The sequence below is a fragment of the Citrobacter sp. CtB7.12 genome, from assembly GCF_001297795.1.
Classification (GTDB): domain Bacteria; phylum Pseudomonadota; class Gammaproteobacteria; order Enterobacterales; family Enterobacteriaceae; genus Citrobacter_A; species Citrobacter_A amalonaticus.
In genome coordinates this window covers 1-24,953 of record NZ_LIFT01000010.1, presented here as the reverse complement: position 1 = coordinate 24,953, position 24,953 = coordinate 1, and the positions used below count along the sequence as shown (strand labels likewise).

General features: G+C 50.8%; 23 protein-coding genes and 1 pseudogene. 16 read left to right on the top strand and 8 right to left on the bottom strand.

The genetic code is table 11. The features are described from left to right. Complete coding sequence (locus tag AOY24_RS13775; protein WP_054176828.1) at positions 1-1,422, top strand: EAL domain-containing protein; 1,422 nt, start codon at positions 1-3, stop codon at positions 1,420-1,422. Here AOY24_RS13775 and AOY24_RS13770 read toward each other — a convergent pair. The 3 genes from AOY24_RS13770 to AOY24_RS13760 form a co-directional block, all read right to left on the bottom strand. Continuing rightward, on the bottom strand, positions 1,407-2,318 hold the full coding sequence (locus tag AOY24_RS13770) for a LysR family transcriptional regulator (RefSeq protein ID WP_044327020.1): 912 nt from the start codon (positions 2,316-2,318) through the stop codon (positions 1,407-1,409). The genes AOY24_RS13775 and AOY24_RS13770 overlap by 16 nt on opposite strands. Before the next feature lie 109 nt (positions 2,319-2,427). After that, positions 2,428-4,191: a sulfatase gene (locus AOY24_RS13765; RefSeq protein WP_044327021.1), complete on the bottom strand. Its 1,764-nt coding sequence runs from the start codon at positions 4,189-4,191 to the stop codon at positions 2,428-2,430. A gap of 1 nt (position 4,192) precedes the next feature. Then, positions 4,193-5,611 (bottom strand): MFS transporter, encoded by a 1,419-nt coding sequence (locus AOY24_RS13760; RefSeq protein ID WP_054176827.1) that lies wholly within the window; start codon positions 5,609-5,611, stop codon positions 4,193-4,195. 429 nt (positions 5,612-6,040) lie between these two features. Here AOY24_RS13760 and AOY24_RS13755 point away from each other — a divergent pair, with 429 nt between their 5' ends. Then, positions 6,041-6,811: a LuxR family transcriptional regulator gene (locus AOY24_RS13755; RefSeq protein WP_229745304.1), complete on the top strand. Its 771-nt coding sequence runs from the start codon at positions 6,041-6,043 to the stop codon at positions 6,809-6,811. A 13-nt stretch (positions 6,812-6,824) separates the two neighbouring features. Here the strand turns inward: AOY24_RS13755 and AOY24_RS13750 are convergent, their stop codons facing one another. The 3 genes from AOY24_RS13750 to AOY24_RS13740 form a co-directional block, all read right to left on the bottom strand. After that, on the bottom strand, positions 6,825-7,460 hold the full coding sequence (locus AOY24_RS13750) for an acyl-homoserine-lactone synthase (RefSeq protein WP_042999420.1): 636 nt from the start codon (positions 7,458-7,460) through the stop codon (positions 6,825-6,827). Positions 7,461-7,949: 489 nt separating this feature from the next. Continuing rightward, on the bottom strand, positions 7,950-8,255 hold the full coding sequence (locus AOY24_RS13745) for an antibiotic biosynthesis monooxygenase (protein WP_042999419.1): 306 nt from the start codon (positions 8,253-8,255) through the stop codon (positions 7,950-7,952). 88 nt (positions 8,256-8,343) lie between these two features. Then, a complete protein-coding gene (locus AOY24_RS13740; protein ID WP_054176826.1) occupies positions 8,344-9,279 on the bottom strand; it encodes a LysR family transcriptional regulator in 936 nt (311 codons plus the stop codon). Between the two features lie 138 nt (positions 9,280-9,417). Between AOY24_RS13740 and AOY24_RS13735 the strand changes: the two genes are divergently transcribed. The 6 genes from AOY24_RS13735 to hypT all read left to right on the top strand — a co-directional run bounded on the left by AOY24_RS13735 (position 9,418) and on the right by hypT (position 15,942). After that, complete coding sequence (locus AOY24_RS13735) at positions 9,418-10,848, top strand: aspartate ammonia-lyase (RefSeq protein WP_054176825.1); 1,431 nt, start codon at positions 9,418-9,420, stop codon at positions 10,846-10,848. Between the two features lie 111 nt (positions 10,849-10,959). Beyond that, the gene (locus AOY24_RS13730; protein WP_054176824.1) at positions 10,960-12,258 is read left to right on the top strand and encodes an anaerobic C4-dicarboxylate transporter; all 1,299 of its coding nucleotides are present in this window, start codon (positions 10,960-10,962) and stop codon (positions 12,256-12,258) included. A 380-nt stretch (positions 12,259-12,638) separates the two neighbouring features. Further along, positions 12,639-13,325 (top strand): nucleoside recognition domain-containing protein, encoded by a 687-nt coding sequence (locus AOY24_RS13725; protein ID WP_042999411.1) that lies wholly within the window; start codon positions 12,639-12,641, stop codon positions 13,323-13,325. Next, entirely contained in the window at positions 13,322-13,783 is a 462-nt protein-coding gene (locus AOY24_RS13720) for a YjiG family protein (RefSeq protein ID WP_042999410.1), read from the top strand. Before AOY24_RS13725 ends, AOY24_RS13720 begins: the two co-directional genes overlap by 4 nt. 13 nt (positions 13,784-13,796) lie before the next feature. Beyond that, positions 13,797-14,963, top strand: coding sequence for a beta-aspartyl-peptidase (gene iadA, locus AOY24_RS13715; protein ID WP_054176823.1), 1,167 nt, complete (start codon positions 13,797-13,799; stop codon positions 14,961-14,963). A 70-nt stretch (positions 14,964-15,033) separates the two neighbouring features. Then, positions 15,034-15,942, top strand: a complete 909-nt coding sequence (gene hypT, locus AOY24_RS13710) for a hypochlorite stress DNA-binding transcriptional regulator HypT (RefSeq protein WP_042999408.1) — start codon at positions 15,034-15,036, stop codon at positions 15,940-15,942. A gap of 7 nt (positions 15,943-15,949) precedes the next feature. Here hypT and AOY24_RS13705 read toward each other — a convergent pair whose 3' ends face one another. Beyond that, positions 15,950-16,684 carry an aspartate/glutamate racemase family protein gene (locus AOY24_RS13705; protein ID WP_042999407.1) on the bottom strand — a complete coding sequence of 245 codons (735 nt, stop codon included), beginning with the start codon at positions 16,682-16,684 and terminating at the stop codon, positions 15,950-15,952. A 450-nt stretch (positions 16,685-17,134) separates the two neighbouring features. On the opposite strand from AOY24_RS13705, the gene AOY24_RS13700 reads away from it, so the two are divergent. The 4 genes from AOY24_RS13700 (at position 17,135) to AOY24_RS13685 (ending at position 21,474) form a co-directional block, all read left to right on the top strand. Further along, on the top strand, positions 17,135-18,178 hold the full coding sequence (locus AOY24_RS13700; protein ID WP_051642301.1) for a TRAP transporter substrate-binding protein: 1,044 nt from the start codon (positions 17,135-17,137) through the stop codon (positions 18,176-18,178). Positions 18,179-18,251: 73 nt separating this feature from the next. Next, on the top strand, positions 18,252-20,126 hold the full coding sequence (locus tag AOY24_RS13695; RefSeq protein WP_052443876.1) for a TRAP transporter large permease subunit: 1,875 nt from the start codon (positions 18,252-18,254) through the stop codon (positions 20,124-20,126). A gap of 117 nt (positions 20,127-20,243) precedes the next feature. Continuing rightward, complete coding sequence (locus AOY24_RS13690; protein WP_054176822.1) at positions 20,244-21,008, top strand: SDR family NAD(P)-dependent oxidoreductase; 765 nt, start codon at positions 20,244-20,246, stop codon at positions 21,006-21,008. Positions 21,009-21,054: 46 nt separating this feature from the next. After that, entirely contained in the window at positions 21,055-21,474 is a 420-nt protein-coding gene (locus tag AOY24_RS13685; protein ID WP_044254078.1) for an RbsD/FucU family protein, read from the top strand. A gap of 40 nt (positions 21,475-21,514) precedes the next feature. Here the strand turns inward: AOY24_RS13685 and AOY24_RS13680 are convergent, their stop codons facing one another. Further along, positions 21,515-22,549, bottom strand: coding sequence for a LacI family DNA-binding transcriptional regulator (locus AOY24_RS13680; RefSeq protein WP_042999402.1), 1,035 nt, complete (start codon positions 22,547-22,549; stop codon positions 21,515-21,517). 143 nt (positions 22,550-22,692) lie between these two features. Between AOY24_RS13680 and AOY24_RS13675 the strand changes: the two are divergent. From AOY24_RS13675 to AOY24_RS13665, 4 genes and pseudogenes are all read left to right on the top strand, one after another. Then, a pseudogene (locus AOY24_RS13675) lies at positions 22,693-22,914 on the top strand (DDE-type integrase/transposase/recombinase); the annotation flags it as partial. 804 nt (positions 22,915-23,718) lie between these two features. Then, positions 23,719-24,153: a VOC family protein gene (locus AOY24_RS13670; RefSeq protein ID WP_042999400.1), complete on the top strand. Its 435-nt coding sequence runs from the start codon at positions 23,719-23,721 to the stop codon at positions 24,151-24,153. A gap of 121 nt (positions 24,154-24,274) precedes the next feature. Continuing rightward, positions 24,275-24,376, top strand: a complete 102-nt coding sequence (locus AOY24_RS25655) for a hypothetical protein (protein ID WP_333494260.1) — start codon at positions 24,275-24,277, stop codon at positions 24,374-24,376. Between the two features lie 134 nt (positions 24,377-24,510). Next, the coding region (locus AOY24_RS13665; protein WP_054176817.1) for a DUF1349 domain-containing protein at positions 24,511-24,953 on the top strand (443 nt) is incomplete at its 3' end.

The window sequence follows — 24,953 nt, the reverse complement described above, 5'->3', positions numbered from 1 at the left end:
ATGGACTACATTTTGTCCCCCTGCCCCTGTGCCGCCGAAGGTCTCGCGAGGATGATGACGCCAGACCGCCAGCGTCTGGTGCTGCTTAATTCGCTGTCGCTGGATATCTCAACGCTTCCTGCACTGGCGTCAGCACGCCGGATCGTGGTGTTTCTTCCTGACGATCCCCTTTGGCTGCTCACCACGTTGCAGCAGGCGGCGCTTCTGCTGGAACAGGCCGCTGTCCCCCTGCCGATGCTTATCCTCAGCCGCTGTCCTGACCGTTGGTTGTGGCACACGCTGGAGCATCTTGTGACGCGTCGCCGTCTGCTGACGGAAATCCGGGCCGTCGCCTCGGATTTACCGACACGCTGCATTGCCGCGCTATTGCGCGGGCACGGGTTGCAGGATGTCCCTCCTTTGGGCCAATGCGCAGATAACCAGACGTTGATTTATGGCAAGCCGACAATCGGCCTCAGCAAACCAGAGCTCAACGCCATTGTGGATTTGCTGCACGGATACAACATCCCTGAACGGGCGCAACAGCGAGGCATAAGCCAAAAAACCCTTTATAATCAGAGAACTTCAGGACTTAAAAAAATGGCGGAACATTTCCCGCAACTGGCGACACACTTTCCCGGCAACCCAGAAACGCGGCTGAACAGAAGCGGTAGCGATGCGTTATCCGCCTTCGAACGTGAATTCGTCCATGCCATCCGTTGCCGGCAACTCTTTCCGGTGTTTCAACCGATTGTGGATAGCCACCACCGTTTACAAGGGATGGAAATACTCTCACGCTGGCGGCGCGAGGGTACGGTCCTGCAACCCGGCGCATTTTTGCCACAAATACGTGCTGAATACGCCTGGCAGGTGCTGACCGCATTTGTTTTGCAGGAAGCGATACAGAAAATCAACCAGCATCCCGGGGAGTTTTATTTCTCACTTAATATCCCTGCCGCCCTCGCCAGCCATGAATGCCTTCCACGAATGCTGGAAGCGGCGAAACAGCAACTGGTGTCGCCACAGCAAACGGACAGACTGGTGCTGGAATTTGCTGAGACCATCGAGTTCAGTCAAAGGGGAAAAACCGCCGCGAACATCGACAAATTAAAACGGCTCGGCTTTCGGATTATGCTCGATGACTGTTTCTCACAAGGTAGCGTGATGTTTCCGGTCAGGCAGATCCAGTTTAACGAATATAAGCTGGATATGTGTATTATCAATGAGATGCAACGCGATCCACACGCGCTGGCGCTGATAAAAAGCCTGAACTATTACTGTATGCTGACCGGTAGTCGCTGCGTTGCCGAAGGGGTCGACAGTGAAGAGAAATTTACGATATTGAAAGCATTAGGTATCGATCGCTTTCAGGGATATCTCATCTCCCCGCCGGTAGGCGGGAATATGCTTGAACGGTTTGTGGACCGCTACATATCATTCTGATCAAACATGCTTTTTGACGAAATGATGGTCTCAATAAATTTTTTCTTATGGTCATACTTCAGCACATCGTCTATGTACATGATGCCGGTATCAAAAGAGGGAATGTTCTTCGCCAGATTGAGGCGACGCAGACCACGGTGACGCGCTTCGGCTTCCAGATGTATGGAAAGCGCCAGAATGCATTGCGTCTGTTTCGCCAGCGCAATAGCATTCGATACCGAACAGACTTCAAATCTGACCTTTTCTGGCGAAATAGGACAAAGCAAAGGATCGTTAAACTCTTCGTTTTCCGATTCATGCTTAAGAATGACCCACTCACAGTGATTAAGCTGCGCTTCGGTAATCTGCGGCACATACGCAAGCGGATGATCGCTCGCGCAATACAGGACAAACCGGGTCGTGAAGATCGGAAGGTAATTTATTGCCGCAATTCTGTTTTCCGCAGCGGGTATCGCCCCTAACGCAAGATCGCATTCGCCTTTCAGTAAATGCTGTTGCCCCAGTGCTGTATTACTGTTTTTGATCACCATCCGGATTTGCGGATACAGCCTCACATAGTCCTTCATCAGATGAAATAAGACGCCATGACTCCACGCGTGCCCGCACTCGATCACCAGTTGCTGTCTGTGGCTATGCTTTATCGCATCAATACTGAGTAAAGCCTGCTGGTAATTGCGATCCAGCAGGCAGGCATGCTGATACAGGCTTTCGCCATAAACCGTTAAGGAAATCTTTTTCCCCTCACGGAACAACAAAGGGATCCCAAGCTCCGACTCGAGTCGTTGCATATTTTGGGTTAGGGTCGGTTGAGAGATAAACAGACTTTCCGCCGCCGAGGTAAAGGTCTTTTTATCTACCAGCACTTTGAACTGAAAAATTAATTTGTGTAAATACATTCGCCTCACCACGGTTTCCGGGATTGATGATGCCTGCCTGATGCGTAGCGATGAAGATAGACGGGAGCTCCGGCAAAATCGGGCTCCCGGATGAGTGAGGCATGCAGACTCAGTAGGGTTTATTGAACAGTCCGTAAAGTGCCGACTCATAATCACCGCTGTCATACAGCGCTTTCACCGCCTGCTTGGTGATGCTGCGCTGCCCGGAGATCGTTGCCAGATCCTGAAGGAATTTATCCCCTCCGGGGCAGGCCGCTATCTCAAGGAGCAATGCCCGGGTATCCGGATGCATATCAAGGCAGGCAAGAGAGCCTAAATACTGCTGCATCACCCGTTTGCGCATTTCATGTTCCTGTCGCACGAACTCCGCGTCAATACGCGCGTCGTCGACGGGGATCCCCAGACGCCGCCATTCATCTTCCGGAGCCTGCGCCTCACGCATTGCCTGCGACAGTTTGCGGATAAACAGCGCTTCACGTTCAGGATCGCAGAGCGGATGCTCCTGCTTCGCATCGTGAGCTAAATCGAACAGCAAATTGCCGTGCGCATAAGAACTGTAAAAACCGGCGGAACCCGGGATTTTCAGCACCGGCGTCTGGTGGGTGAAGACAAAACCAGGATGCAGAGTGGCTTCCTGCAATTCAGCGAGATTAAACATCCTGCGCATGCGCATCGGCATCAGCGTGTACTCGTATAGCGGGGTATTTTCCGGCGACTGGCTCCCTCTCATATAGACATAGCGACCATCGGTGATCGACACATGCGCGCCGAAATAGCCAAAAATAGCCTCTGATTTAATCGGCATTTGTCGCGCTATGACCGGAGACAATGCCTTGCCTGTCATGTTGTGCGTTTTCTCAATGCCAAACGCCTCCAGCAACGTCACCGCCAGATCGTGCATCTGCGCCAGTTGGGTTCGCGACTCGCCAGCCCGTCGACTTCTGGGATCCCAAATAAAGAAGGGGACATGCGCAATCTCGTTATACACCGGCATAACGCTTTTCCCCGACCACTCTTTTTCACCAAACATAAAACCGTGGTCGGTATTCACAATAAGCATTGTGTCCTGCCACAGATGATGTGCGTCGAAAAAGTCCAGCACCTGGCCAAGATATTCATCGCACATCAACATCAGCGCCTGATAATGCTTTTCACCGTTCACCACTTTCTGCGGATTATTGATCCTCTCTGTCGAACTGTATTCCGGCCAGTCGTCAGGGTTATTGACCAGTTCAGGATCGACCATGCGCTTGAAGCGATCCGGCACATAAAAGGGCTCATGCGGATCAAAACTCTCTATTTGCAATAACCAGTTATCCTGCTGATAGTTTTCCGCCAGGAAAGCCAGCCCGGCCTGATAACAGCGCGCCTGCGGGAAATCTTTCTCTTCACGCATATAACTGCGGTTAATCTGATCGTGCTCGATCATATTACGGCGCAGCGGTTCGGCGTTTTTCCATGAATCCAGTTCACGGGCGCCGTCGAAGCCAATCTTCGCTTTCCAGAGATCCCCCTCCTGCCCGCGCATAAACTCATAACTGCTGTAGCGATTATGGTAGGTCGCCCCGCCATCTTCCCAGTAGTGCTGATGGTCGGTAATTAAATGGCAATATACGCCGTGCTTTTTAATGATTTCAAAAATAGAGTCATCAAAGGGTTCCAGCGGCCCCCAACTGCGATGCAGGAAATTCAGCCGTCCGGTATGCAAATCGCGTCGGGCTGGCATGCAGGGCATTGAGCCAACATAGAAATTATCAAAACGAACGGTTTTCCCCTCCAGTCGTTTAAAATTAGGCAGAGGAAATGCGTCGGCCTGATAAGCCGGGAGCTTATTACGACGCAGGGTATCAAACATCAGCATAACAACTTTCATATTACTCTCCATCCCCGAGCAGTTTCATGCAGATCGCCTGATGTTTTTTTTTGTTCAGGGTATAAAAAATCATCGAAAACAGTGACAGGAGTTGCCCGCAAACCGGCGTCAGGACCATCAAAATAAGCAATCCATGTAATGTTCCCGCCGTTTGCGCCTGCGCGCCGGGTAGATAACCAATAAGATCAAGGACGCCGCCCAGCACAAAGGCACCCAGCGCAGAACCAAATTTGTTGGAGAACGTTAATGTGGAGGAGGCAATTCCGGCGGCATTCTTTTTCGTTTTCCAGCGTAATTCATCCGCGCAATCAGTGACCATCATCCAGGTAATCAGCGACCCGCCCTGACAAAACGCCATCACGCAGGCGAGAAGTATCAAAGTAAAGGTGACATTTTCAGGCGAGAAGGTGAGCCAGAGTATCAGCGAGGGAACCATGGCAATAAAACAGATGATCACAAATGCCGTTTTATTTCCATAGCGAGATACTAACCACTTAACCAGCAGATATATTGATGCGCCAAACAGCATATTCAGTAATGCTCCCGTCGCAACCAGCTTTGTATTGTGGAGAACCCACGTATAAAACTGAACGGTCACCCCGGCGGTAATCGCTAAGGACAGCGTGTTCGCCGAAGAGGCCAACGCCAGGCATCCCAGTGAACGACTACGAAAAGCCAGCGACAGCTGTTTGAAAACGGCCACCACAATATTCTGCTGTTCACCCGCCGGGTCGGTCTGTAATCCCTTTTCATCGTGCACAATACGTTGCCAGTTATCCTGTCTACGGGCGCCGTAAGCGCAAATCCAGAATCCCAGCGTGGTCACGACCCCAAATAAAATGCCGAGGTAGTGATAGCTATGAAAATCAACCACCACATTGCCCGTCGCATCCCGGGTCTGGCTGAATGCAGATAAAATATAAATGCCGCCCGCGCTGACGATAAACTGGGCGATAATCCCGGTAAATTGCTTGAATAACACAATATTACTGCGTTCATTGACCTTGTCTGTAATGTAGGCCGTTAATGAGTGGTACGGGATATTCGACACGGTAGAGACAAGGGAGTAGAGCATATAAACGCAGGCGATATAAACTATTCTGCCCGTCGTGGAGAAATCCGGGGAGGCGAAAACCATCCAGGTTGTAAAACCCAGTACCGGCGCCGATGTGATTATCCAGAAGCGGTATTTACCTAGTCGCGTCCGGGTTCTGTCACCCATCGCGCCCATCACCGGATCGATAAACGCATCAATCCCCCGTGCGGCAAGCGTGATGGCGCCCACCGTGGCCGGATTCACACCATAGACATCAGAAGCATAGGTAATAAAGAAAACCAGCATCGCGTAAAAACTGAGGTTGGAGGCAAATCCTCCCCCCATCGCGTAGCAGAGTTTGTCAGAGACCGTCAGACGTTCCATTTTATTGTCCTTGTATTTTGTATGGCCTCCTTATTGTTAAAAAAGAGAGACTCGGGACGACAATTGTTTGCATCCTGAACCTATAGTAAAAACCTATAATCCCCCGCGCCTGCGCATCGCGTGGGTAAATAATATTTTGTAATTATTCAGTTTTTATTCCTCAGCCGTAACCGGCATTGATTAAACGCGCCGCTGGACAATATTCATATTTGTGACCCTGGTTCAATTTCCGCCACCGACAGTACGGGTGGCGCAATGGCCTGACATTGGCCCACACTCTGTCTTTACGCTCCTCTGTTCGTGATGTCTGGCATCCGATTGTGCCGCCCGGCTCAACAAACCTTCGGGGCCAACTTGACGGTCATGCCATGAACCTCAGTCCTGGCGTTTTTATACACAATTTGACATAAGGACAGGAAATATCGACTGTTGTGGGGTAAGTCCATTTTGTCAGGTAACGAGGCAGGCTATACTCTTTCAACACTCATCTCAGAGGCAGCAACTGGCGTGAAGGATATGTATTACAACGATGAAGGGATCAATGCGTTAATCCAGAATGAACTGAATGCGTTCATTAAGGACTACAAAAATACGATCTACGCATATGCGATTATGAACAAGAAAGATCCCTCGCAAATGCAGATTATCAATAATAATCCTGAGTGGTTTAACATCTATCTTGAAAGAAAATACCAGTTTATTGACCCTGTTATTATTAGGGCTTTAAGCAGTGTTGAAGATTTTTTCTGGGAGAACAAGGTGCTGCTGGCGAACGGTTATAACCTGACGCGCATTTTCAGTGAAAGTTCTGAACACAATATTTATCAGGGTCAGACGTTTCCCCTGCATGACTATCTGAATAATCTTGTCGTATTATCCATCATCAGCCAGAAGGATTCGGGGATAGAGATGGAAGCCTGCCGCGCGCACTTCATGCATTTTCTCATTCAGTTACATCAAAAGACCCTTAATCTCTACAGTAAAGTGCATCAGAAAAAGAACGTTTTTTTGTCACCGCGCGAACGACAAATTTTGAAGTGGGTCAGTGCGGGTAAAACCTATGCCGAAGTCTCGGTTATATTGTCAATTGCAGAGCGAACCGTGAAATTTCATATGAGCAATGCAATGAAAAAGCTGGGCGTAAACAACGCCAGGCATGCGGTAAAACTTGGAATGGAGCTCAGATTACTGGATAACTGAACTCCGTGCGGGATTACAGACGGCGAAGTTGTTGAAGTATCTCGCGGAGCCAGTGGCTGGCCTTATCTTTGCTGATGATGCTCTCAATTGCGCTTTCACTCGCCGGCATAAAAATATAGTAGATAGTTTCACCTTTCTCAGAAAGTCCTTTCTGAATCACGTCAATTTTCCAGTTCGCATGACGGAAAATGGCATACATACCGCGACTGGCAACGGCGAACATGCCCCGATACTGTTTCTTCATGCAATAGACGATCATTGCCAGAAACAGTGCCTTACTGGCGGGCATCCCGCGAAGGTTTCCGCAATCACGTCTCTCTTTATCTAAAAACAGGCGGCTCACTTCACAGCAGGGAATATCCGTAGGGAGCGTAATATTATCGAAGTACTCATGGAATATTTCGCTGATCATCGTCGGTTGCGTGGCATCGATAAATCGGGCGCCGCACAGGATTTCTCCCTCATGCATCCCTAACAGGTAAGTCGTGTTTTCGTTATCAAATTGATCCTTTTCCAGGCCATCAGTACATTCTACTTTCCAGTTGAGCCGCTCACGAAATGTTCGGTTTCTCAGGCGGTAGAGTTCAGTGGCAAAACCTGACGGCAACTCATCGCGATCAAGCAAAAAAAACTCAACAAAAGAGTTCATTTATTCATTCCTGATAATAACATTCCGAAATTATTATCCCCTGTCTTTTAGGACAGCTTTTTTTCAGGTCGGGTCTTCCTTATACTTAAAAAATACCTGACTAATAGCGCTCGCGGCACATACTAGTCAGGCGGTCAAAGACCAACGTAACACCAGGGATAAATCCACCCGAGATTATCTAACATTTAGACTCCCGGGTACAGAATGCAATAAGCACTTAATCAATAAAAAACTATTAAAACACGACAAATATCAAATATTTTACCTTATTATATTGCCCCTTGTATTTTCAAGGGGTAATATTTAAGGTTGAGTTAACTATTAAGCTCAATGCTGTTCCTCGCTCGATCACATCCTTTTACATCACGCGCCATTTTCTCTTTCTGTCCCTCTACCTCCATCCTTATTTCTCTCTTGTAAGAAAATAGTCCTGTTTGCAAAGATTGCGTGAGATCAGCGGAAGTTACGCTTCCGTAAGATGGTCGAATTTTATCCTTCCGATGAATAATCTCGCAGAACGTGCGCAACGCGGATGCGGTAAAAAGAGAATATCGACTCCCGGCCTTCCCTTTGCGCTGCCCGGTGTTTCATGTTGCTCTTCCACACCGCGACGGCGTCTTCACTCTCCCACCAGGAAAGCGATAAAATCTTCCCTTCCGTACTCAGGCTTTTGAAACGCTCAATCGAAATGAAGCCCTCAATATTAACAAGTTCGTTCCTGAGTTCAGCGGCAAGCTGTAAATATCGCTCCTGCTGAGTCGGTACTGCATCCGCTTCAAAAATCACCGCTATCATAACAATCTCCTGGGTTAGCATTTCCGCTACTTTAGCGGTAAGTACCGGGCAATACTTCGCTGAAGACCGAATCATGCCTGGTTAGGGATCATGACGGCACATCCGCATTGAGCTTACTGTAGAACCCCTGTTCCAGTTTCGTTTCCAGTATTGACTGGACCTCAATCGCCAGGTTTTTATAGAACTCAGACAGTTCATCATCCTTACAGAGCAGGACAATTTTGCGGCGTTCTTTGCGATTGTTGATCCGGATGATCTTCAGCGAGTCAGTAAAGGCGGGAAGTGTGGTAATAAACAGCGGCGTGGTCAGCGTCCATCCGTAGCCGCAGGAAATTAATTTCAGAATGTCATCAGCATTATCCATTTCAAACTGGATAGACGGAGACAGGTTATTCCATTTCAGCCAGTTGAGCGTCTGGATGCCGGTCGGCGTATTGCGGGTATAGGCGATGTAGTCCCTGTTTTTACACAACTCTTCCAGCCGCGTTTCCGGCCAGGCTTTGGGACAAACGCACAGAAACTCCTCTTCAATCAGCGGGTACATTCTGACATTAGGCGGCATCTCGGTATGCAGCATCGTGATGGCCAGGTTAATTCTGCCCGTATTCAGCGCAGAAAGCAGCCCCGATGCTGTACCGGTAACCTGGAAAATATGTTTCACCTGCGGTTGCAGGAAGGTCAGGATATCCAGGCCGATAGATTTACCGATCGAATCCACAAAGCCGATTTTCAAATGTGAAATATGCCCGTGACTGATCGCGTTGATATGTTCCTGCAGATAAACACCGCTATCGATAATCTTTTTTCCCAGCGGGTACAGCGCCTGCCCGGCTATCGTCATCTGAATGGGTCGCTGTGAACGGTTAATCACTTCAGTCTTTAAGCCATTTTCCAGATTCGCGATCTGCTGAGAAATCGAGGATTGAGTCAGGTTGAGTTTCTTTGCCGCAGCGGTAAATGACCCCGTCTCAATGACTGCTAAAAACGCCTGTAACTGCTTAAAATCGAAGTTAATATCCTTCATTACCGCCTCTACTATTACATTTTTTAATAATGAGTATTTATCTTTTCAATGCTTTTTTTTCTTTGAACCACTTCAAATTATCTGTACTGCCAGCCAATTAAGGTAGCGATACACCTTAATACAGGAAGAGACATAACGATGCGTGAAGAAAAGGATCTATTAGGAACGTTAATGGTGCCGGAGGAAGCCTACTACGGTATTCAAACGCAACGGGCGGTACTGAATTTTTCAGTTTCGGGGAAAACGGCCGGGGACATTCCGCATTTCCTGTGGTCAATCGCCGCGATAAAACAGGCGGCTGCTCAGGCCAACGCGCAAATTGGCGCGTTGGATCAGCAGAAAGCCGCCGTCATCGTGACGGCGTCGCAGGAGGTGATGAACGGCGATTTTGACGCCCATTTCCCGATTGATATTTTTCAGGGCGGCGGCGGCACCTCGACCAATATGAACATGAATGAAGTGGTGGCTAACCGCGCGAATGAACTGCTCACCGGCGTACGGGGATATGATGCGATTCACCCAAATACGCACGTTAATATGGGACAGTCGACCAACGACGTCATTCCTGCGGCGATGAAAATGACCAGTCGCACGAATATCAGGCATTTGCTGGTGCAATTGGAAAAACTGGAAGCCGTACTGGCGGCTAAAAGCCGTGAGTTTGCCGACAAAGTGAAATTAGGCCGCACCTGCTTACAGGATGCGGTGCCAATGACGTTTGGCCAACAGTTTGGCGCCTATCGCACACAGGTCAACCGGCTTAGGGAAAAACTGGCCGAGGTCAACGAGGAGGCGCTGTATTTACCCCTGGGAGCGACGGCGATTGGTACGGGGTTGTCCACCCATGAGGGATATCTTCCGGCGGTGTATCAATGGCTGGAGACCCTCACTGGCGAGCAGTATCGCCCGGAAGCGGATTTTTTCGATGGTCTGCAACACGGTGACTTCTATATTGAATTCTCCGCACAGCTCAAGAAAATCGCCGCCTTTCTCTCTAAAATGGCGACCGATTTTCGTATTCAGGGTTCAGGGCCGCGCGCCGGTTTTAATGAAATTATTGTCCCTGCCGTGCAACCGGGTTCGTCCATCATGCCGGGCAAAATTAACCCGGTCATGCCCGAACTGATGAATCAAATTGCGTATCAGGTTATCGGTAATGACGTCACGGTAACCATGGCGGTTGAGGGCGGCGAGCTTGACCTGAACGTGTGGGAACCGGTGTTGCTAAAGGCGCTCTTCGAATCCTGCTCGTTACTGAGCCGGGGGATACCGCTGTTCATCGATAAATGTCTGAAAGATATCGCGATAAATGAAGAAGTGAGTGCTCGCTACGCAGAGGAGAGTACGGCGCTGGCCACCGTCGTGGCAACCCTGTTTGGCTATCAGATGGGATCGCGAATTGCAAAAACCGCGTATCAACAGCAGTGCAGCGTAAAGCAGGTCGTGCTGGCAGAAAAACTGCTGACACCGGAACAGGCGGATTATCTGCTTGATCCGATGAATATGACCGATCCGCAAAAGAGTACGGCAGCGATTAAACGTTATCAAACAGAAATGAATATGTCGTAATAATCTGTTATCGAGAAATAAGCGTTAACTGTAGGTAATGAATATTCCCTATTCATTACCTCACCCTCTCGTTGCCGATAAATAAAATATAACAAAGAGCAGGTTAATTATATGGTGATATTACATGTCGTTTTATTACTGGGAACCATCATGCTTGCCGCCCGCTGGGGCGGAATTGGCGTCGGGTTTGCCGGCGGGATCGGATTAGCGATTTCGGTATTTATTTTTGGCGTTCCGGCAGGTTCTCCACCTGTCGACGTAATGCTGATTATTCTGTCTACCATTGTGGCGCTCTCAGCCATGCAACAGGCCGGCGGAATGGATTATCTCGTCACCCTGACCGAAAAATTACTGCGCCATAATCCCGGCTATCTTAATATTCTTGCCCCCACCGTAACGTTTATTCTGACGGTACTGTCCGGTACTGGTTATACCGCCATGTCGGTGATGAACGTGATTCAGGAAGTGGCGAAAGACAACGGTATCCGACCCAGCCAGCCGTTAAGCTCTGCGGTTGTGGCTTCGCAACTCGGGATTACCGCCTCCCCGATCTCTGCCGCCACGGCGATTATGTACGGCACCGTTGAGGTGATGGGCGTGAGCTTCGGCGACGCAATGCTGATTATCCTGCCCACCGCGTTATTTGCCATGCTGATCGCGGCGTACATTGCCAGCAGACAAGGTGCCAAACTGGCCGACGATCCTGTGTGTCAAAAAATCATGCAGGAAAATAAAATTGTGCTGAATAAACAGGCCAGCCGCCCTATTCCCGCCGGAGCAAAATCCTCAGTCGCCATATTCCTGGTGGGAGTGGTCTTCGTGGTCTGTATGCTGCTGTTTAAATCCCTGATTGGGCATACCATTAATTCCCGCGACTTAATCATTATTACGATGTTTGTCGTGTCCACGATCATTATTTTCACCTGCAAGCTGGACATGAAAGAGCTGAAGAACTCACCGATATTTAAATCCGGCGCTGAATCACTGGTGGTTGTATTAGGGATTGTCTGGCTGAGCAGCACGCTGATCGGTGCCCATATCGATGAGATCAAAATGGAAGCCAGCGACATATTACGCGCCTGGCCGTTCTTACTGGCGGCGGTATTTTTCTGTACCAGCGCCATGCTGTTTAGCCAGGGGGCAACCAGCGCATTGCTGATGCCTATCGCCGCCTCCATCGGAATTAGCCCGGAGGCAATATTAGCCAGCTTTGTCGCGGTCAGCGCACTTTATATCACGAATATTTACCCGACAACCGCGTTTGCGATAGCCACTGATGATACGGGTTCATTTCTCAGTTCGCGCTGGAATGGCTCAAAGATCGTTAATCACCCCTTCTTCCTGCCGGGATGTTTATCGATTATCTTCTCGGTACCATTTGGCTTTTTACTGGCACAGATGATTTTGTAATGGCGAAGACAGAACAGACCTGCCGTTGGCGGCTTTCTCTATCCCCCACGACATCACCAACGTAACCGTATTAAATATGTCGTGATGAACAGCAGAACAGGTTGAGGTTAATCTGTTCTGCTTTTTACTGATAAACGCGTTCGCCCCCGCCTGTGCGCAGCGCTTGCCAGAGAAACGATCGTTTAGTGCAGGAATGCATTCCATTTATAATTCCCTCAACCAAAGAACGTGATGCTTTATACACCCTATGCAAGAAACGCATAGCGCGAAACATTCTGGCATTTTCCCCATATCCCTATGGCTGGTAAGGTCATTGAGTTCGGGCCACTTCTGGCCTGTCGCAACAAACACACATTATCAAAAAAAAAACGGGGTTCGCTATGGCGCAACAAGGGGAACAGGCGGCGCTGCCGCTTGCAACAGAAAAGGTCGGACTTAAGGGATATCTGGCATTTTTTCTGACCATCATTTTCTTTTCCGGCGTATTTTCCGGAACGGAAGGTTGGTGGCGTGTTTTTGATTTTAGCGTGCTGAACGGTTCGTTTGGCCAGATCGCGAATGGCGCGGCACAAACGACCGTCACCTTCCGGGGCGCGGGCGGTACGGGCGCAAAAGATGGTTTTCTTTTCGCGCTGGAACTTGCGCCGTCAGTCATTTTGTCACTGGGCATTATTTCTATCACCGACGGTCTTGGCGGATTGCGTGCGGCGCAACAACTGATGACGCCGATCCTGAAGCCGCTGTTGGGCATTCCGGGCATCTGCTCGCTGGCGCTTATCGCTAACTTACAAAATACCGATGCGGCTGCAGGTATGACGAAAGAACTGGCGCAGGATGGTGAAATCACCGAGCGCGATAAAGTCATTTTTGCCGCATACCAGACCAGCGGCAGCGCGATTATTACCAACTATTTTTCCTCTGGCGTTGCCGTCTTCGCGTTTCTGGGAACGTCTGTTATCGTCCCGCTGGCCGTGATTCTGGTGTTTAAATTTGTCGGCGCCAACCTGCTACGTATCTGGATCAACTTTGAAGAACGCCGTAACCCAACGCAAGGAGCACAAGCATGACCACTCAGGTACGCAAAAATGTCATGGACATGTTTATCGACGGTGCCCGCCGCGGCTTTACAATTGCCACCACTAACCTGCTGCCAAACGTGGTGATGGCGTTCGTCATTATTCAGGCGCTGAAAATCACCGGTTTACTTGACTGGGTTGGACACATTTGTCAGCCCGTCATGGCACTTTGGGGACTTCCTGGTGAAGCCGCCACCGTGCTGTTAGCGTCGCTGATGAGTATGGGCGGCGCGGTAGGCGTTTCCGCCAGTTTGCTCACTGCAGGAGCATTAAATGGTCACGACGTCACGGTTCTGCTCCCGGCGATATACCTGATGGGTAACCCGGTACAAAACGTGGGTCGCTGCCTCGGTACCGCCGAAGTGAACGCCAAATATTACCCCCACATCATTGCGGTATGTGCCATCAACGCATTACTGTCGATCTGGGTTATGCAGCTTATTGTTTAAAAAGGGAATTATCATGCCTGATTTATCCTTCGCAGAATTTACGTTACTGCAAGGTGCGCACCTTTATACCCCTGAAGATCAGGGGATTTGCGACGTGTTTCTCGCCAACGGCAAGATTATTGCCGTTGCACGCGATATCTCGCCTCACATTGTGCCGGATTGTAAGGTTATCAATCTCCAGGGACGGATCCTGTGTCCTGGCTTTATCGATCAGCATGTACACCTGATTGGCGGCGGTGGTGAAGCGGGCCCCACGACCCGAACACCAGAAGTCAGACTGAGCAGACTGACCGAAGCCGGGGTCACGACCGTCATTGGTTTGCTCGGCACCGACTCCGTAACCCGTCATCCGGAATCACTGCTGGCGAAAACCCGAGCGCTGAATGAAGAAGGGATCACCGCCTGGATGCTAACCGGCGCTTATCATGTCCCTTCACCGACGATCACCGGTTCCGTCGAAAAAGATGTGGCGCTGATCGATCGCGTTATCGGCGTAAAATGCGCCGTCTCTGACCACCGCTCTGCCGCGCCTGGCGATTATCAACTGGCAAACATGGCAGCAGAATCTCGTGTGGGTGGCCTGCTGGGCGGCAAACCGGGTGTCAGCGTGTTCCATATGGGCGACAGTAAAAAGGGGCTCAAACCGCTGTACGACATTCTCGAAAATAGCGATGTGCCGATGAGTAAGCTGCTTCCCACCCACGTAAACCGCAATGAGGCGTTGTTCGAAGAAGCACTGGCCTTTGCGCTCAAGGGCGGCACCATCGACATCACCAGCGGTATCCCCGATCCGGTTGCACCGGCTGAGGGGGTTGCTCGCGCAGTCAAAGCCGGTGTACCGCTTGCCCGGATAACGGTCAGTTCTGATGGTAATGGTAGTCAGCCGTTGTTTGATGATGCCGGAAAACTCACCGGAATTGGCGTGGCGGGCTTCGAGAGCTTGCTTGAAACCGTGCAATCGCTAATCAACGATTACGGATTTACTCTGACCGACGCACTGCGTCCGTTGACGACCAGTGTGGCTACCTTTCTTAACCTGTCCACTAAAGGCGAAATCGCCCCCGGTAAGGATGCCGACCTGCTGGTGATGACGCCGGAATTGTGTATTGAGCAGGTTTATGCTCACGGCAAACGCATGGTGGTTGACGGGAAAGCCTGCGTGAAGGGGTCTTTCGAGTAAGCGCAATCGGTTGTCAGCCGTGTGAATGCCCGTAAAATGGCGCAGACAGACGGCTGACAGGTGATGATAAATGGATGTGAGTGGTGCAGGTTTGTATAACATTGAAACGAAATGGCTTTATGACTTTCTGACGCTGGAAAAGTGCCGAAACTTCTCCCAGGCCGCGATTATTCGTAATGTCTCGCAACCCGCCTTCAGCCGTCGTATTCGCGCCCTGGAAAACGCGGTCGGGGTTGAATTGTTCAATCGTCAGGTCTCGCCACTGCAACTCTCCGAACAGGGCAAAATCTTTCACTCTCAGATACGTCATCTGCTACAACAGCTGGAAAGTAACCTGGCTGAACTCCGTGGCGGCAGCGATTTCACACTGCGTAAAATTAAGATTGCCGCTGCGCACTCCCTTTCACTGGGGCTGTTACCCGGTATCGTCAGCCAGATGCCAACCCAGTTTACCTGGTCGGTTGAGGCGATCGATGTCGATCAGGCGGTCGATATGTTGCGGGAGGGGCAAAGCGACTTTATCTTCTCTTATTATGACGAAAACCTGCTCCAGCCACCGTTTGCCAATATTCACTTGTTTGAGTCACAACTGTTTCCCGTCTGTGCAAGCGATGAAAACGGAAAACCGCGATACACACTCGACCAACCCGCGTTCCCGTTGCTCAACTATAGCCAGAACTCCTATATGGGGCGGCTTATCAACCGAACGTTAACCCGCTATACCGAGCTGAGTTTCAGTACATTTTTTGTCTCTTCGATGAGTGAATTGCTTAAGCAGGTTGCGCTGGACGGTTGTGGAATCGCCTGGCTCCCGGAGTATGCGATTCGTCAGGAGATTCGTAATCGACAGCTCATTGTGCTGAACCAGGACGAGCTGATTATTCCTATTCAGGCTTATGCTTACCGGATGGATACGCGGATGACGCCCCTGGCGGAGCGGTTCTGGAAAGAACTGCACCATCTGCATACTGTCCCCTGAGCGCAATTCAAACGCAGGCAACCTGCTGCACAGGCTCATCCATCTGCGTATCTGGCCATGACTCATACCAGCGAATGGCGGCGTGTACCAGAGACGCGGTTGAGTCAATAAACCGGCACCCAAAATTGCTCTCATGCCCGGCCACAATTAACGGGATCTCGGTGCAGCCCATAATAATGATCTGCGCACCATGGGAAATCAGTCGCTCAATTTGTGGAAACAGCAACCTTTGCGCGGTGGCTTTATCTCCGCTTTTCAATGCGTAAATTGCCTGCATCACCTGCGCCTGCCCCGCCTCTTCCGGCTGAATCAGTGAGAGCCCCTGCGCAGTCATTTTTTTCTGGTATAACCCTGTCGCAAGCGTGGCGTTTGTTGCCAGCAGGCCGACGCGAGTCACGCCGGGAGGAATTTCACTCAGCGTGGCATCCAGAATGCTGATCATTTCCGCCTTTGCCACTGCCCGTAAATCATCAAACCAGTAGTGTGCGGTGTTACAGGGTATGACGATACACTCAGCCCCTGCATCTTCCAGCATATGCAGATAACGCTCCAGATAGTGCAAGGGAGAGGGGCCGCCAGAAAGCAGACAGGCTGTACGATCGGGAATGTCCGGGATTGAGCTAACGATGAGCGGGATATGTTGCTGATCGCAGTTGGCGCTGCGCAATTCAACAAATTTTTCCAGCATGTCCGCCGTTGCTGCGGGCCCCATGCCGCCCAGAATCCCAATGGTATGTTTCATCATCTGCACCGTGCTTTCTCTGTCATTTCAATTGACACTATCACCTTGATGCTTATGTAAAAAATGCCATTTTCTAAGCAGCTATGCGTAAAAGTTATCACCTGACAGACGCGAATCGGTTTACACAGACTGCTGTCTGCGCTCCCGGGCACCAACGACGTACCGGTTTCTGTAGCCTGTCTCACTAAACAGTGACTAAACAGCGAACACCCCGTTTCGGTTTTGTAACACGCGCCCGGAAATTAGCGATACCCGCCACAAAATTCACATATCACTCATCTTGATGAAAGGAAGCATATTGCATTTGCACAGTGAGTCGGATAGCGTCTGTAACGTTACACTAAAACGTTACAGAAAACAGAATCAGCGACTTTTTCGTTAAACCAGCTGGCTGCGTCCACCTTGCCAGATGGCGTTATCACGACCTCTACACTGTGAGAAAGGATAATCATGATGAAAACAACCCCGTTTCGTTCAGCCAGACGTTTTCTGGCACTCGCTTGCCTCAGTAGCGCCCTGATTGCAGGCAGTGTGCTGAGCACTTCAGCACAGGCAGCAATCAATTTTCGTGTTTACTCGTCTCTGCCAGGAGATGACTCCTCTGCGCACTATATTTGGTTCAACCGCTTCCAGGAAAACCTTAATAAAAACGAGAAGTTAAAAGGACAGATTAAGCTTAATTACTTTGCCAACGCCATGCTGGGAAAAGAAGCCGATGCAACACAGCAGGTCCGTATCGGCGCCATTAACATGATGATTTCAGGGACCTCAATCTGGGCCACGCTGGTGCCGGAAGTCGGTGTGCTGGATCTGGGATATCTGTTTAAAGACTATGACCAGGTCGGGAAAGCGCTGGACGGCAAAGCCGGTGAGCAGCTTTCTAAACTGATGATGGATAAAGCAAACGTAATGGTGCTGGGCTATGGCTATAACCTTGGCGCGCGCAACGTGTACACCAAAAAGGCAATTGAAAAGCCGGAGGATTTAAAGAATCTGAAAATCCGCGTACTGCCGGTGCCTAACTTTATCGCCACGCTGAATCACATGGGGGCGGTGGCCATTCCCATGCCGGGCGGAGAAGTCTATTCCAGCCTGCAAATGGGCGTGATCGATGGCGTCGAGCATGATGCGCCCACCATCTATGCCAGCAAATATTATGAAATCATCAAAAATGGCACGCTGACCCGCCATAGCTATAACCCGCTGATGATTGCCATGAACAAGAAGAGCTTCGAGCAGATCCCAGAGTCATTACGTGCCGACGTGCTGGCCGCAGCGAAAGAGGCCACGGAATACGAACGCCAGCAGGCCAGCCAGAAAGAACTGGAAGCGATTAAAAACCTGGAGGCGAAAGGCGTCACTTTCCGGGAAACCGATCGCGCGTTCTTCGCACAGGCCGTACAGCCTGTCTGGAAAGCCTTCCTGGATAAATACCCGGATCTGAAACCGATGGTGGACGAGATCAGCGCCGCCGCGCCGAGCGACAAACCATAAGCCGAGCATCGTCGGCCTGTGGCGTTTAGCGGGTCGGCGATGTTGCCCACACAAACCATGAAAGGAGTTCATCATGGCTGATATCCCGATGAAAACAAAGGATGAAAAGTCTTTGTTGACGCTGTTGGGGCGGCTGAGTCGATTTCTGACCACGTTAACGTCCTGGGCCGGAGCGCTGGTGTTGTTTATCAACGTGCTGGTGGTATTTGCTTCGGTGATCTGGCGCTACGCCCTGCATTCACCGATCCACTGGGCGGAAGAGGTGGCGCGAGCGTTGATGATTGCGCTGGTCTTTTTTGGCGTCGCCACCTCAACCGGCCGAGGCGGACACATTGGCGTCGATCTGTTCTTACGCTTCCTGCCTGAAAGCGTTCGCCCTTACGTTGTTCATGCCAGCCGCTGGATCCTGTTTCTGGTCTCCGTTGGACTGGTCGTTTCCAGTTACGATCTGGTGCAGGCCGCGCGACTGCAAACCACCGAGACGGGCCTGCCGCAGACCATTTACGTGATTCCGGTATTAATCGGTTCCGTGGTGATGATGGTGGCTGCGCTGGAACATGCGCTGCATGAACGCACAAAAGTGGTGTTGCTTAGCGGCGCAGGGATCATTGTGCTGGCGGCGCTGGGTTATCTGAAACTGTCGCTGATGGCCGATCCGGCCAGCGCGGCGGCGGGCCTGATGCTGATTTGCTTCGTGCTTGGCATTCTGGCCGGTGTGCCAATCGCCTTCACACTCGGCATGTCGGCAATGGTCTTTTTTATCTGCGACCCTTCCCTGCCGTTTGTCTTTTTCTCCCAGCAGGTAGCGGCGGGCGTTGACCACTTTGTTCTGTTGGCGATTCCGTTCTTCTTGCTCGCCGGAGCGGCAATGGAAATCAACGGCATGTCCACGCGTCTGGTCGAACTGATTGTGCGTGGTATGGGACGCTTTCGCGGCGGTCTGAACATGACCACCGTACTGTCGATGGCCTTTTTCTCAGGCATCTCCGGTTCCAAACTGGCGGATGTGGCCGCCGTCGGCGGAGTGTTAATGCCTGCGGTACGTCGCGCGAAGCAGGACAGCGAAGAAGCCGCCGGGGTATTTGCCGCCTCCGCGGTAATGGCGGAAACCATTCCACCCTGCGTGAACCTGATCGTGATGGGCTTTGTCGCCAATATTTCCATCGGCGCGTTGTTTATCGCAGGCCTCATCCCTGCAGCTTGCCTGTTGGTGCTGTTAATGGTCGCCGCCAACCGTTTCGGCGGGAAAATTAACGTCAGCGAAGCCTATCCGGTATTACGCCCGCGGACTCAGCTTTACCTCGGTGCCGCTGTCGGTCTGGTCATGATCTTCATGATTGGCCGCGGGGTCATGATGGGGATCGCCACCTCCACGGAAATTTCCGCCTTCGCAGTGATCTACGCCATTGTGGTGGGTCGCCTGGCGTTTGGTGAGCTGACGCTGAAAGCCACAGTGAAAATGTTCGTTGATATTGCGGCAATGTCCGGCGTCTTGCTGTTCATCGTGGCCTGTGCGACCAGCCTTTCTTATGCCCTGACCATTCAAATGATCCCACAACAGATCGCTGAACTGCTGGTTGGCATTGGCATGGAGCAAGGGGCCTGGCTGTTCCTGATATTGACCATTGTTATTCTGATCATCTTTGGCGCGGTTCTTGAAGGTGCGCCTGCGCTGATCATTTTCGCCCCGATTCTGGTGCCAATAGCCATTCAGCTTGGCTTTAACCCGCTGCACTTTGGCATTGTGATGATCATGGCGATGGGCTTTGGTCTGTTCTCACCGCCGATCGGCCTGGGTCTCTATACCACCTGCGCCATTTGTGGCGTGGAGATGAAGCACGTCATCAAACCGATGGCGAAATATCTGGCGGTGGTTTTTGTCGGCATCATTATTGTCGCCATGGCGCCACCATTAACCACCTGGCTGCCCGGACTGGCCGGCTACTGATAATGAAGTCCTGTATTTGCCACGCTCAGGTGGCAGGGATATCCACGCACAAAAAACGGTAAAACGATGTCACGTCATTACCTGATGCCGTTTAAATATGAATAATGGGAGTATGAAATGGGATTATTAACGGGTAAAAAAGCGTTTATTACAGGTGCAGAACAAGGCATTGGTAAAGAGAGCGCGAAAAAACTGATTGAGGCGGGATGCGATATTTATATTCATTATTTCAGTGGCGAAGAAGGCCCACGGGAATTAATGGCGCTCGCCGAACAGCAAGGCTGTCGCGCGGCCTGTGGTTTCGCCGATTTAACCGATGAAGAAGATGCAGCCCGCTGTGTGGCACAGGCAGCGGAATTCCTCGGCGGTATCGATATTCTGATCAATAACGTTGGCGGCATTATTGCCCGCAAATGGCTGGGTGAGATTGAGCCACATTTCTGGCGCACGGTGATCGACGTCAATATGACGACGATGCTGAATGTCACTCAGCAGGCATTACCGTGGCTGAAGGCCGCGCCAGACGGCGCCAGTATTGTTAACCTGGCCTCCCTGGCCGGGCGCTCTGGCGGCCATGCGGGTTCTCTGGTCTACTCCACCACCAAAGGCGCGGTGCTGACCTGGACTCGCTCGCTTGCCGCGGAGCTCGGTGAACACGGCATCCGCGTCAATGCCGTTGCGCCGGGACTGATTCTCGGCACGCGTTTTCATAATCAGCATACTACGCAGGCCTCTGCCGAGCAGACAATCCAGGCCATTCCTCTGGGACGCGCGGGCACCCCGGAAGATGTGGCAAGGGTCATCTGTTTCCTCGCTTCTGAATATGATGGCTTCGTTTCCGGTGCCACCATCGATATTAACGGCGGTATTTACCGGGCATAAAAATGCGGCGGGCGATAATGCCCGCCAGTTTTAAAAGGTATGACATATGATCAAGTCAGATATTATTCATCCTGATTTATTACAGGCGCTGGCACAGTGCGGACACAAGGCGAATATTTTAATCACCGATGCCAATTACTCTTTTCTAACCAATACTTCTGCGCAGGCACGGATTATCTGGCTTAATTTCACTCCAGGGATGATCGGGAGCGTCGTCATTCTGGAGAAAATCCTTGGCTATATTAATGTGGAAAAAGCCACGTTAATGGCAAGCCCGGCGGATTTTGATAATACGGTCGAGCGTGAATACCGTGGCATGCTTTCTGAGGCGATCGAAGTTGAACATGTTGAACGTAACGCGTTTTATTCGCTGGCCAAATCGTCTGACACGCTCCTGGTCATCGCCTCCGGCGAAACCCGCCGCTTCGCCAATATTCTGCTGACCGTAGCCCCAACGCTGGTATGACAGAGCGAGAAGAACGTATCGTTCTTCTCGTGCCTCGCCGCTACTGTACCGATTGTCGGGAAACCAGCGACGGAGGGAACAGAAACTCCTCTGGCGGAATGGCCGGATTTTCAGTCCGCTCGATCAACCGCTCCACCATCACTTCTGCCATCTCCCGAAGCGGCGGCATGATGGACGTCAGGCCAGGGAAAACCAGTCCGGAGAGCGGAATATTGTCGATGCCCACAATAGAGATCTGTTCCGGCACATGGATCCCGGCCTGATGCAGACCAGCCATCAGCCCAATGCCCAACGCATCGTTGATCGCGACAATACCATCCGGGAACACCGGCTGCTGGCTGATTTTTAACGCCAGCGCCCGCCCGAGTTCTGTCATTTCTGTGTCGCCATAGGCCGCCATGGCCTGGCCTTCAACGATCATTCCTTCCCGATAAAGCCCGTGGTCTTGCACCGCGCGGAGAAAGCCCTCAATTTTGTGCGCACGGCTGGGGGTCATCCCTTCCACCGTGGCAAACGCGAGGCGACGGCACCCCTGTGCAATCAGGTGTTCTGCTGCCATTCGCCCGGCCTCAATGTTATCCATTGATACACTGTCCAGCGCAAAATGACCCGACTGAGCACGCACAGGCATACGGCCATCATAGTTCACCATCACCATGCCCTGCTCGGCCGCTTGCGCAAAATGCGCTTTTTCAATATCGCAGGCGGCAACGATAATCCCGCGGACGCCGTGGGAAAACATGTCGTCCAGAAAGGCTTCTTCTTCTTCAATTTGTCGGTAGGTATTTCCAATCAGCACCCGCAGTTGGCGCTTTTTGGCGGCCAGATCGACTTCACGGGCCAGGGCAGCAAAGCTGGGATTCACAATGGACGGCACCAGCAAACCAATCATTTTGGCCTGACCGGTCTTGAGCTGTTGCGCCACCCGGTTTGGAAAGTAATTCAGCGTCTGCATGCTCTGCTGGATACGCGCCAGGGTTTCAGCCCGCATTTGATCGGTCCGACCGTTGAGCACATTGGATACCGTACTGACGGAAACGCCAGCATGCTTTGCGACATCACGAATATTCGCCATACATCTCCTTTGCGGCAATCGATGAATGGCGGAAGACACACATACCCGGCATCGCCATCTTCTCAGGAATTATGAACTACAACGGTTTAGTGTAACGTTACAGACGGAGCTGTCAATGCAATGTATCAGGCATAATTAAGCAAGTGAACCACTCGCTAGCACTGGATGCGCTGCTGATTGCAGTCTGGCGACATAAACCTGACGACGAGGTTATCGTGCACTCAGACCAGGGCAGCCAGTACGACAGTGGCGACTGGCGGCGGTTCTGTTGGACCAATAACCTGGCCTCCAGTATGAGCCGACGTAGTAACTGCTGGGATACTGCGGTGGTCAAATCGTTCTTCAGTTCGCTGAAAAAAGAACGCCGTTATTCGTTAAGTGATAACTTTCAGATACAGTGCCGGTTAATCACGCTACTTAAACCCGGGAATCTCCTGACCGGGGTGTGATTGCATTGTGGCACATCAGAAGGAATTATTTCTCCAGTTCTCATGAACGCATATCAATTAGCAGGACTGGATAGTCCTGCTCGGTTTATTATTTGAGTACGTATTATTTGATCGGCATTGTTTAAATAAACGCTAAACAACCACTCATTTAACATGGAGATACTGCTTTTATCCGTTAAGCTGTTCTGGCTAACAAACGAACAGCACTCCTGGAGGAAGCTGTCGACTCGAAATGGAAAACTTTTGGCCACCCGTGGCCTTTTTTCCTACCGTCCCAACCGTTATGTTAGCCCCATGACAACTGGCCTTGCTCACAGTGACCTGGTTTGTGGAATAACTCTTGTTTTCATTGCTTAGCCGCCTGCGCAGGCGGCTCTTTTTCAAGGAGGTAGCATGCCACTCAATAAAATGAAGCGTCATGCCATACTCCATACGCTCTCTATACCTGAACGTAAACTGCGCCCCCTAAAATGGCTTGCTCTCATCTCATCTCTGCTATTTATTTTACAACTGGCAATTGAGAGCCTGCTCTTAAGCGAATAGCAGAATAGTAATTCCTGTCCAAAGACTCAATCTGGAATGATTTTCTGATACCTGTCGGGTACAGAGCACAAATATTAACGTATTTTTTCAGCAATATAAGTTATACGTAGGGTTGTACCTTTGTTCAATTTCACAGATACAGGCCTGACTGACAGAGTGTGAATAAGGAAATGAGCCGTGGAAAACTATACGCTTCATCGTGGCAGACTTATCGACCATATCCAGCTCGTGGTAAACAACTTTGACGCAAGCAAAGCATTTTACACTGCTGTGCTGGCGGAACTTAAGATCCCCCTGGTTATCACAGATGACGATTATATCTGGGCTGACGAACTGGTCATTTCATCGGTAAAAAGTTCGGGGGCTGGAGGGGTGCCTACAGGACGGCACCATCTGGCCTTTCAGGCCACAGACCGTGAATCGGTGGACGCATTTTACCGCGCAGCGCTAAATCATGGCGGACGTGATAACGGCGCCCCCGCCGAACGAACCTACCATCCCGGATACTATGCCGCTTTTGTTCTGGATCCGGACGGTAACAATATTGAAGCTGTTTACCATGGTGAGGGCGATCGCAGTGCCCGCTCTGTAGAAATCAGCTTCACTGTCTGAGAAAACAGGGAGCATATTTTCCCCCTGTAGCTCCCGAAAACCGCAATGTAGAGCTTTATCTATGACCGTTATTCCGGTATCAGCTAAAGACTCGTTTGTCTGACTGATCAATGATAACCCGGTGGCAATAGCCATCGTAACCCACAGAATGGACAAAGCGCATCTGACCGAATTTGGTGTGCTGCCCGAGTACCGGAGCCAGGGACTGGCAAAACAATGCTGATGTATCTATGCCAGAAATGCTGGCACCATTATTTACTGCGGCGGGTTATCAGGCTGAACCGTTATGCCAGTTTGAGATGGAACTGACATTTTAAACTATCGTTATGCTGCATTCCGGATGACAGGAGAATAATGATGAGTTGCAAGTTTGAATGGATCAATGAGCCCGCCATATGGCGCTACGAAAATAACGCCCTGTCGGTAATCACAGATGATCATACCGATTTCTGGCGTCGTACCTGGTACGGGTTTGAGCGTTTTACCGGTCACATCTACGCTACTGACGTAACAGGAGATTTTACTTTTCAGGTCAGGATCCGCGCAGACTTCACCACACTTTATGACCAGGCCGGAATTATGATGCTCTCTGACGAACAGCACTGGCTCAAAGCTGGCATCGAATTTAACGATGGAGCACCTGCAATCGGGAGTGTACTCACGCTGGGAAATTCCGACTGGGCTACAGGACTCTTTCCAGGGGATCCGAAGGAGTTCTGGCTGCGTCTGACCCGTAAGAAAGATGCGTTACGATTGCAGTACTCCTCAGATGGACAGCACTGGCCATTACTTCGCTTATG

What these genes read in the sequence shown, in the direction of transcription:
- AOY24_RS13775 (WP_054176828.1), top strand. Translation starts at nt 1, where the DNA reads ATGGACTACATTTTGTCCCCCTGCCCCTGTGCCGCCGAAGGTCTCGCG.
- AOY24_RS13770 (WP_044327020.1), bottom strand. Translation starts at nt 2,318, where the DNA reads ATGTATTTACACAAATTAATTTTTCAGTTCAAAGTGCTGGTAGATAAA.
- AOY24_RS13765 (WP_044327021.1), bottom strand. Translation starts at nt 4,191, where the DNA reads ATGAAAGTTGTTATGCTGATGTTTGATACCCTGCGTCGTAATAAGCTC.
- AOY24_RS13760 (WP_054176827.1), bottom strand. Translation starts at nt 5,611, where the DNA reads ATGGAACGTCTGACGGTCTCTGACAAACTCTGCTACGCGATGGGGGGA.
- AOY24_RS13750 (WP_042999420.1), bottom strand. Translation starts at nt 7,460, where the DNA reads ATGAACTCTTTTGTTGAGTTTTTTTTGCTTGATCGCGATGAGTTGCCG.
- AOY24_RS13745 (WP_042999419.1), bottom strand. Translation starts at nt 8,255, where the DNA reads ATGATAGCGGTGATTTTTGAAGCGGATGCAGTACCGACTCAGCAGGAG.
- AOY24_RS13740 (WP_054176826.1), bottom strand. Translation starts at nt 9,279, where the DNA reads ATGAAGGATATTAACTTCGATTTTAAGCAGTTACAGGCGTTTTTAGCA.
- AOY24_RS13735 (WP_054176825.1), top strand. Translation starts at nt 9,418, where the DNA reads ATGCGTGAAGAAAAGGATCTATTAGGAACGTTAATGGTGCCGGAGGAA.
- AOY24_RS13730 (WP_054176824.1), top strand. Translation starts at nt 10,960, where the DNA reads ATGGTGATATTACATGTCGTTTTATTACTGGGAACCATCATGCTTGCC.
- AOY24_RS13725 (WP_042999411.1), top strand. Translation starts at nt 12,639, where the DNA reads ATGGCGCAACAAGGGGAACAGGCGGCGCTGCCGCTTGCAACAGAAAAG.
- AOY24_RS13720 (WP_042999410.1), top strand. Translation starts at nt 13,322, where the DNA reads ATGACCACTCAGGTACGCAAAAATGTCATGGACATGTTTATCGACGGT.
- iadA (WP_054176823.1), top strand. Translation starts at nt 13,797, where the DNA reads ATGCCTGATTTATCCTTCGCAGAATTTACGTTACTGCAAGGTGCGCAC.
- hypT (WP_042999408.1), top strand. Translation starts at nt 15,034, where the DNA reads ATGGATGTGAGTGGTGCAGGTTTGTATAACATTGAAACGAAATGGCTT.
- AOY24_RS13705 (WP_042999407.1), bottom strand. Translation starts at nt 16,684, where the DNA reads ATGAAACATACCATTGGGATTCTGGGCGGCATGGGGCCCGCAGCAACG.
- AOY24_RS13700 (WP_051642301.1), top strand. Translation starts at nt 17,135, where the DNA reads ATGATGAAAACAACCCCGTTTCGTTCAGCCAGACGTTTTCTGGCACTC.
- AOY24_RS13695 (WP_052443876.1), top strand. Translation starts at nt 18,252, where the DNA reads ATGGCTGATATCCCGATGAAAACAAAGGATGAAAAGTCTTTGTTGACG.
- AOY24_RS13690 (WP_054176822.1), top strand. Translation starts at nt 20,244, where the DNA reads ATGGGATTATTAACGGGTAAAAAAGCGTTTATTACAGGTGCAGAACAA.
- AOY24_RS13685 (WP_044254078.1), top strand. Translation starts at nt 21,055, where the DNA reads ATGATCAAGTCAGATATTATTCATCCTGATTTATTACAGGCGCTGGCA.
- AOY24_RS13680 (WP_042999402.1), bottom strand. Translation starts at nt 22,549, where the DNA reads ATGGCGAATATTCGTGATGTCGCAAAGCATGCTGGCGTTTCCGTCAGT.